This window comes from Streptomyces europaeiscabiei, assembly GCF_001550375.1.
In the GTDB taxonomy this organism is placed as follows: domain Bacteria; phylum Actinomycetota; class Actinomycetes; order Streptomycetales; family Streptomycetaceae; genus Streptomyces; species Streptomyces europaeiscabiei.
Window position 1 is genome coordinate 22,782 of sequence record NZ_LRTR01000084.1, and the last position, 7,390, is coordinate 30,171.

Consider the following 7,390-nt stretch of genomic DNA (forward strand, 5'->3'; position numbering starts at 1 on the left):
CAGCAAGGAGACCGATGTCTTTCCGCACCACCGGCACCACCACCAGCAGCACCGGCACAGCCGTCGACTACGTCGAGGACGTCTCGCCGGGCCGCGGGGCCCTGCCGCCCCGCGCCTGGTACGCGTCCTCGGACGCCGAGTCCCTCTCGCTGAACGGGAGCTGGCGCTTCCGGCTCTCCCCCACCGCCGACGCCGAGGACGACTCGTTCGCGGCCGAGGGGTACGACGCCGGGGGCTGGGCCGAGGTGACCGTGCCGGGCCACTGGGTGCTGCAGGGCGACGGGGCCTTCGGCGCGCCGATCTACACCAACCACCTGTACCCGTTCCCGGTGGACCCGCCGAGGGTGCCGTCGGAGAACCCGACCGGTGACCACCTGCGGTCCTTCGACCTGCCGGAGGGGTGGCCCGCGCTCTCGGAGGGCGGGGCGGTGCTGCGCTTCGACGGTGTGGAGTCCTGCGCCAGGGTGTGGCTGAACGGCACGGACATCGGTGAGTTCAAGGGTTCCCGGCTGCCGCACGACTTCGCGGTCGGGCACCTGCTGAAGCCGGCGGGGAACGTCCTCGCCGTCCGGGTCCACCAGTGGTCTGCGGGTTCCTATCTGGAGGACCAGGACCAGTGGTGGCTGCCCGGCATCTTCCGGGACGTCACCCTGCTGCACCGCCCGGCGGGCAGCGCCCTCGACTTCTTCGTGCACGCCTCCTACGACCACGTCGGCGGCATCGGGACCCTGTGTGTCGACTCCGACGTCGACGGCCGGGTCCTCGTGCCCGCCCTCGACATCGATGTCGCGACCGGCGAGCCGGTGACGGTCCCGGTCGAACCGTGGACCGCCGAGACGCCCAGGCTGTACGACGGTGAGCTGGTGACCGAGGGCGAGCGGGTCCCGCTGCGCATCGGCTTCCGCACGGTCGTCCTCGAAGACGGCCGGCTCTTGGTCAACGGGAGGGCGATCCTGTTCAAGGGCGTCAACCGCCACGAGTGGCACCCGCGCAAGGGCCGCGCCCTCGACCTGGAGACCATGCGCGAGGACGTGCTGCTGATGAAGCGGCACAACCTCAACGCGGTCCGCACCTCGCACTACCCGCCGCACCCGGCCTTCCTCGACCTGTGCGACGAGTACGGCCTCTGGGTGATCGACGAGTGCGACCTGGAGACCCACGGCTTCACCGAGCAGAACTGGCGGGACAATCCCGTCGACGACGACCGCTGGACCCCGGCCCTCCTGGACCGTGCGGCCCGTATGGTCGAGCGCGACAAGAACCACCCCTCGGTGGTCATCTGGTCCCTCGGCAACGAGGCCGGCACGGGCCGCGGCCTCACCGCCATGGCCGAGTGGATCCACGGCCGTGACGGCTCACGCCTGGTGCACTACGAGGGTGACTGGGACTGCCGCGACACCGACATCTACTCCCGGATGTACGCCGACCACGCCGAGACCGAGCGCATCGGCCAGGGCCTGGACGGCGGCACCCACAAACGCCGCGGGCTCCCCTTCATCCAGTGCGAGTACGGCCACGCCATGGGCAACGGCCCCGGCGGCATCGCCGACTACCAGCGCATCTTCGAGGCCCACGACCGCATCCAGGGCGGCTTCGTCTGGGAGTGGATCGACCACGGCGTCACCCACCCCGAGCTGGGCTACGCCTACGGCGGCGACTTCGGCGAGGAGCTGCACGACGGCAACTTCGTCTGCGACGGCCTGGTCTTCCCGGACCGGACGCCGTCCCCCGGCCTGATCGAGTTCAAGAAGGTCATCGAGCCGGTCCGCATCGAGGGCGACGGCCCGGCCGGCACGGTCCGGGTGCGCAACGCGTTCGACTTCGCCGACCTGTCCTCGCTGGCCTTCGAGTGGGCGTACGAGATCGACGGGAAGACGGTGGAGGCGGGCACCCTGTCGGTGCCGTCACTGAAGCCCGGCGAGTCGGCCGAGGTGAAGCTGCCGCAGCCGCCGACCGGCGGACCGGCCGGCGAGGCGCTGTGGACCGTACGGGCCCTGCTGGCCGAGGACACGGCCTGGGGCAAGAAGGACCACCAGGTCGCGTGGGCTCAACTCCCGCTCGTGGAACGGCCCTTGCCTGCCGTGGCGCCGGGCGACGGTCCCGCGGCGAGCGAGAAGCTGATCTATCTCGGCCCGGCCTCCTTCGACGTCCGCACGGGCGCGCTGAAGACCATCGGCGGCGTCGATGTGACCGGGCTGCGCCTGGACGTGTGGCGGGCGACCACCGACAACGACGAGGGCGAGTGGAACGGCGGCACCTGCTACAGCAAGCTGTGGCGGGAACTCGGCCTGCACCGCATGCAACACCGCCTGGACGGGGTTGAGTTGGGCGCCGACACGCTGACCGTACGGACGCGGGTGGCGCCGGCCGCCCGGGAGGTCGGTCTGCGCACGACCTACCGGTGGACAGCCGACGACACCCGGCTGAAGCTGACCGTGTCGGTGGAGCCGGAGGGCGACTGGACCGTGCCGCTGCCGAGGCTCGGCATCTGCTTCGGGCTGTCGTCCGCCAACCATGTGAAGTGGTACGGCGGCGGTCCCGGCGAGGGCTACCCGGACACCAAGTCGGCGTCCATGGTGAGCCGTCACCACTCCACGGTGGACGAGCTGCAGACCCCGTACGTCCGCCCGCAGGAGAACGGCGCCCGCCCCGACGTGCGTTGGGCGGAGCTGGGCGGCCTGCGGATCGACGGCGACCCGGAGTTCTGGTTCACGGCCCGCCGCTGGACCACCGAACAGCTGGACACCGCCGCGCATCTGACGGACCTTCAGGCCGGTGACACGGTGTGGGTGAACCTCGACCACGACCTGATGGGCATCGGCTCCCAGTCCTGCGGACCGGGCCCGCTGCCGCAGTACCACCTGACAGCCGGGCCGACGGAGTTCTCGTTCGTGTTCTCGACGACGAAGTCGTAGGGCGGTCGACGCAAAAGCGGCCGGTCGGCTATCGAGCCGACCGGCCGCTTTCTTCCGTGTTCACCACGACGGACGGGGGTTGCCGGGCCGCCGGGCTACGGGCAGCTGATGCGGGTGTCTCCGGGGTCCGTCGTGCAGGTGTCGGTGCCCAGCCCGCCGTTGGCGGTGTCGTTGGCGGGGATGTTGTCGACGGTGTCGAGGCGGTCGTTGCCCGCGTTGCCGATCAGGTTGTCGTTGCCGGGGCCGCCGTTGAGGGTGTCGTTGCCTCCGGCACCGTCGACGCGGTCGTTGCCGAAGTTGCCGTACGCCGTGTCCGTGCCCAGGCCGGCGTTGATGGTGTCGGCGCCGCCGAGGCCGCAGATGACGTCGTTTCCGCTGGTGCCGGTCATGGTGTCGTCGCCGCTGGTGCCGATGCGGGTGCAGCCTCGGGAGTTGGCGACCGCGGTGGTGGCCGTGGCGGTGTTGTCGGCGGGGTCCGGGTCGGTCTGGGTGGCGCTCACGGTGGCCCGGTCGGTGAGGGTCCCCGTCGCCCTGGGTTCGACGACGACCGTCACCGTGGTGCTCGCGCCGCCGGCGAGGGTGCCGAGGGCACAGGTCGCGCCGGTGGCGGAGGTGGTGCAGGTGCCCTGGCCGGGGGTGGCCGAGACGACGGTGGCCGCGGGGCCGGTGACGGTGTCGGTGAGGCTGACGCCGGTGGCCGAGGTCGTGGCCGTGGTGTTGGTGACCGTCACGGTGTAGGTGGCGCGGTCGCCGATGCTGACCGTGGCGGTGCCGGACTTGGTGACCGAGAGGTCGACGCCGGTGGGCTGCGGGGCGCCCTCGCCGCCGAGGTAGCGGGCCAGACCGCGCAGGCCGTCGCCGTTGCTGCCGAAGGCGACGGTCTTGCCGTCGGGCTGGAGGGCGAGGCCGTACGCGCTGTCGCCGGCGCCGAAGTCGGTGGTGGTGCGGCCGTTCGTGCCGAATCCGGTGTCGAGGGTGCCGTTCGCGTGGAAGCGGGCCAGCGCGAAGTCGCCGCCCGCGGTGCCGCCGGCCACGATCCGGTCGTCCGGCTGGACCACGAGGTCGTTCACGGCTGAGCCGGTGCCGAAGTCGGTGGTCGCGACGCCGCCGGTACCGAAGCCGCTGTCGAGGCTCCCGTCGAGGTTGTAGCGCACGAGCGTGAAGCGGCCCCCGGTCCATCCGGAGGCGACGATCTTCCCGCTCGACTGCACGACCACCGCCTCGCCCCAGTTGTATCCGCCCAGGTCCGTGGTGACCTTGCCGTCGCCGCCGAAGGTGGTGTCGAGGCTTCCGTCGGGGTTGTAGCGGGCCAGGGCGAAGTCGAAGGAGGTCTGACCCACGTCACCGATCATGACGATCTTGCCGTCGGGCTGGAGGGCCAGGTCGCGCGCGGTCGCGCCGACGCCGGGCGTGTCGGAGAGCGAGGTGGTGACCACACCGTCACCGCCGCCGAAGGCGGGGTCCGGGCTCCCGTCGGGCAGATACCGGACGAGCCCGAACAGGCCGCCGGCCCTGGCGCCGGCGACGATCCTCCCGTCGGGCCGCACCGCGACACCGGCCGCGTCCTCGGCGCCGCCTGCCAGGCCGGGGCTGACCCAGCCGTCACCGCCCCCGAAGGAGGTGTCGACGCTGCCGTCGGTGTTGTAGCGGGCCACCGTGAACCAGCAGCAGCCCGCGAACTCGTCGTCGGTCTCCTGGTGGCGGCCGACCACGACGATCTTCCCGTCGGGCTGGACGGCCACCCCCTGGGCCACGTCGTCGCCGCCCTCGAAGTCGGTCAGCACCTCGCCGTCGGCACCGCCGCCCGTACCGCCGAAGGAGGTGTCGACGCTGCCGTCCGGGTTGTGCCGCAGCACGGCGAACTCGGCGTCGAGGTTGTCCGGGTCCTGTTCGAAACCGACCGAGACGATCTTGCCGTCGGCCTGGACCGCCACGTCCTGACCGTCGGCGAAGGAGGGGGTCGTGATGCTGACCTTTCCGCCGGTGCCGAACGTGGTGTCCAGGTCACCGGGGGCGGCGAAGGCGCCGTGGGGCACGGCGACGACGAACGCCAGCGCCGTGGCCAGGACGGACACGGCGCGCAGAGGTCCCCGTAGGGAAGCAATGATGGACATGCCGTCAGCGTCCGGACGTTGCCGTGGCACCAGGGGACGGCTGGCCAGCGGATCGGCTCACTGGTCACGGACTTCCACCCGGCCGGGTGAACGACCGGCCGGTACGAGACCTCGCCACGCCCGCACGACGAGCGCCGGCCGCCCACGGGCGTACGCCGCCCCGAAAGAGAAAGGTGCCGAGGACGGCACGCGTGATCCGCCCCGGCGGAGCTGCCGGAGCCCGTCCTCGCGGTCGGGCCCCTTCCGCAGACGTGCGGAACGGAGGGCGCGGGCCGGTGGGGGCTTGTTATGCGGTTCCCCGCGCCCCTGGCGGGGCGCGGGGACGGCTTCAGTGGTCCGCGCAGCACGGTGTCGGTTCCGGTACCTCGAAGGGGACGAGGGTGCCGCCGACGGCGGGCATGGCGGTGAGGACCAGTTCGCCGGCGCGCCAGTGCGGTCGCACGTGATCCTGTGTCATGAGCCTGGTGTCCGGCGACGGTCGGCCGGGTGAGCCCAGGACGGTCACGCGGGAGATCGCCGACCGGTCGAGGACGTCCGCGATCGTCAACGTGCCGGTCAGGGCCGTGACGCCGGGATAGATCACGGCGCGGCCGATGGCGTCCGGGGTTCCGGGCACCACCTCGTGGTCACGGGCCGCCAGCCGCTCCTGGACGGTGCTCAGGAGCGGCCCGGACGGCACCGCCAGGGACAGGGCGACCCGTGGCCGGTCCCCCCGCACCAGGTGTGTGCACCCGAACGTGCCCTCGGGGAGGGCGAGTTCGGCTGCCAGCGTGTGGAGCAGGTGATCGGCTGCGCGCAGGTCCCCGACCTCCGCGTCCACGGTGAGGGTGTACGGCGTCACGAGGGCAGGACCCACACCGGGTTGGAGTAGAACCACAGGTCGCGCCACGGGTCGGCGTCACCGACGACGTCGAGGGCGGGGCCCGCCGGGTCGACCGCCGCGCCCATCGCGCCGACGGCCGAGCGGTTGCCGTCGCTGCCGCGCAGCCGCACGTAGAGCGGGCGGTCGACCCGGCCGAGTTCGTAGGTGAGCCGGACCGTGCCGGTGGACTTGTTCACCTCGTACGTCTTCACGACCTTCGCCGTCGGCGCGGTGAACGTGTCCTTGTCGGCGGGCGCGCCCGTCACATCGCCCCGGATGACATCCACACGGGCCAACTGCGGTATGAATCCCGCCCAGTTGGCGCCGCCGGCCAGGGCCACGTCGACCGTCAGGGTGGCCTTGGTGCCCTTCTTGACGTGCAGGGCGCCACCCAGGGTGGCCCAGCGGCCGCCGCCCAGGACGCGGACGTCGAGGCCGCTGAGGAGTCCTCCGTGGTCGACCCAGATGCGGCCGGCGCGGATGCCGTCCATGACGGCGGCGTAGGAGAAGCCGTCGGCGCCGACGTGCGTGCGACTGTACTGGCCGGGCCAGTAGTCGCCCTCGGTGAGGTCGATCTTCCCGCCGTAGACCGGGTCGTTGTGCTTGCCGTTGGCCTCGTAGGCGCTGTTCGGGCCGCGGACGGCGGTGTCCGTGTAGACGTTGTGCGAGTCGGAGTTGGCGGTGATCCACCAGGGCTTGCCCTCGGCGAGCAGGCTGTCCCAGAGACCGCCGACGGTTGCGGTCATCCAGTCGAAGCCACCCCACGTGCGGTAGCTCTCCAGCGGGTAGCCGGCGAAGGAGTTGACGCCCGGACTGCCGTCGTACAGTCCTCGGGCCCGGCCCATGCCGGTGTCCGCCCGGATCCCCGCGGCCTGGTGGCCGGGGGCGCCCTCCATGCCGACGGCGATCCGGTGTCCCGGCGTGGCGTCGCGCCAGGCACGGATCTCGTGCGGCGAGTCGATGCCCTTGCGCGCGGGGTGGTTGGCGAGCATCAGGGCGTCCCTGACCTTGCGGCTCCGGACCTGCCGGGCGAGGAAGTCGAGGCCGGCGACGGCGAGTGCCTCGTTGGCGGGCGTCGAGTCGGAGGCGCCCTTCACACTGCCGTCGTAGCCGGTCTCGAACTGCTTGAGGACGGAGACCTCGTGCTTGCCCGGGTGCACGAAGACCGTGCCGTGCTCGGCCCCCGGGATGTTCCACTCCAGGCCCTGGAAGACGAGGGTGTCCCCGTACGCGGTCCGGGCCTCCTTGATGTCCGGGTTGACCTTCTCGACGCCGATCTTGGCGTGGGTCGCGTTGCCGTGGTCGGTGATGACCATCCAGTCCATGCCGTGTCTGGCGCCCTGGCGGACCTGGTCGACGACGCGGTACTTGCCGTCGTTGCTGTACTGCGTGTGGATGTGGTGGTCGCCGGCCAGCCACAGGAAGCCCTTGCGCCTGCGGCTGTCCGGGGCGGCGTACGCGGGGGCGGTCGCCGCCGCCTGGCCGAGGACGCTCGCGGC

4 protein-coding genes are annotated in these 7,390 nt (G+C 71.9%); 1 reads left to right on the plus strand and 3 read right to left on the minus strand.

The window, feature by feature from the left end; genetic code table 11:
• Window positions 1–14 precede the first annotated feature (14 nt).
• Window positions 15–2,915: a glycoside hydrolase family 2 TIM barrel-domain containing protein gene (locus AWZ10_RS03665; RefSeq protein WP_060890412.1), complete on the plus strand. Its 2,901-nt coding sequence runs from the start codon at window positions 15–17 to the stop codon at window positions 2,913–2,915.
• A gap of 95 nt (window positions 2,916–3,010) precedes the next feature.
• On the opposite strand, the gene AWZ10_RS03670 is transcribed toward AWZ10_RS03665, so the two are convergent.
• From AWZ10_RS03670 to AWZ10_RS03680, 3 genes are all read right to left on the minus strand, one after another.
• Window positions 3,011–5,029, minus strand: a complete 2,019-nt coding sequence (locus tag AWZ10_RS03670; protein WP_244172384.1) for a calcium-binding protein — start codon at window positions 5,027–5,029, stop codon at window positions 3,011–3,013.
• Window positions 5,030–5,357: 328 nt separating this feature from the next.
• The gene (locus tag AWZ10_RS03675) at window positions 5,358–5,870 is read right to left on the minus strand and encodes a hypothetical protein (RefSeq protein ID WP_046705495.1); all 513 of its coding nucleotides are present in this window, start codon (window positions 5,868–5,870) and stop codon (window positions 5,358–5,360) included.
• The coding region (locus AWZ10_RS03680; protein ID WP_060890414.1) for a PHP domain-containing protein at window positions 5,867–7,390 on the minus strand (1,524 nt) is incomplete at its 5' end. The genes AWZ10_RS03675 and AWZ10_RS03680, both read right to left, overlap by 4 nt.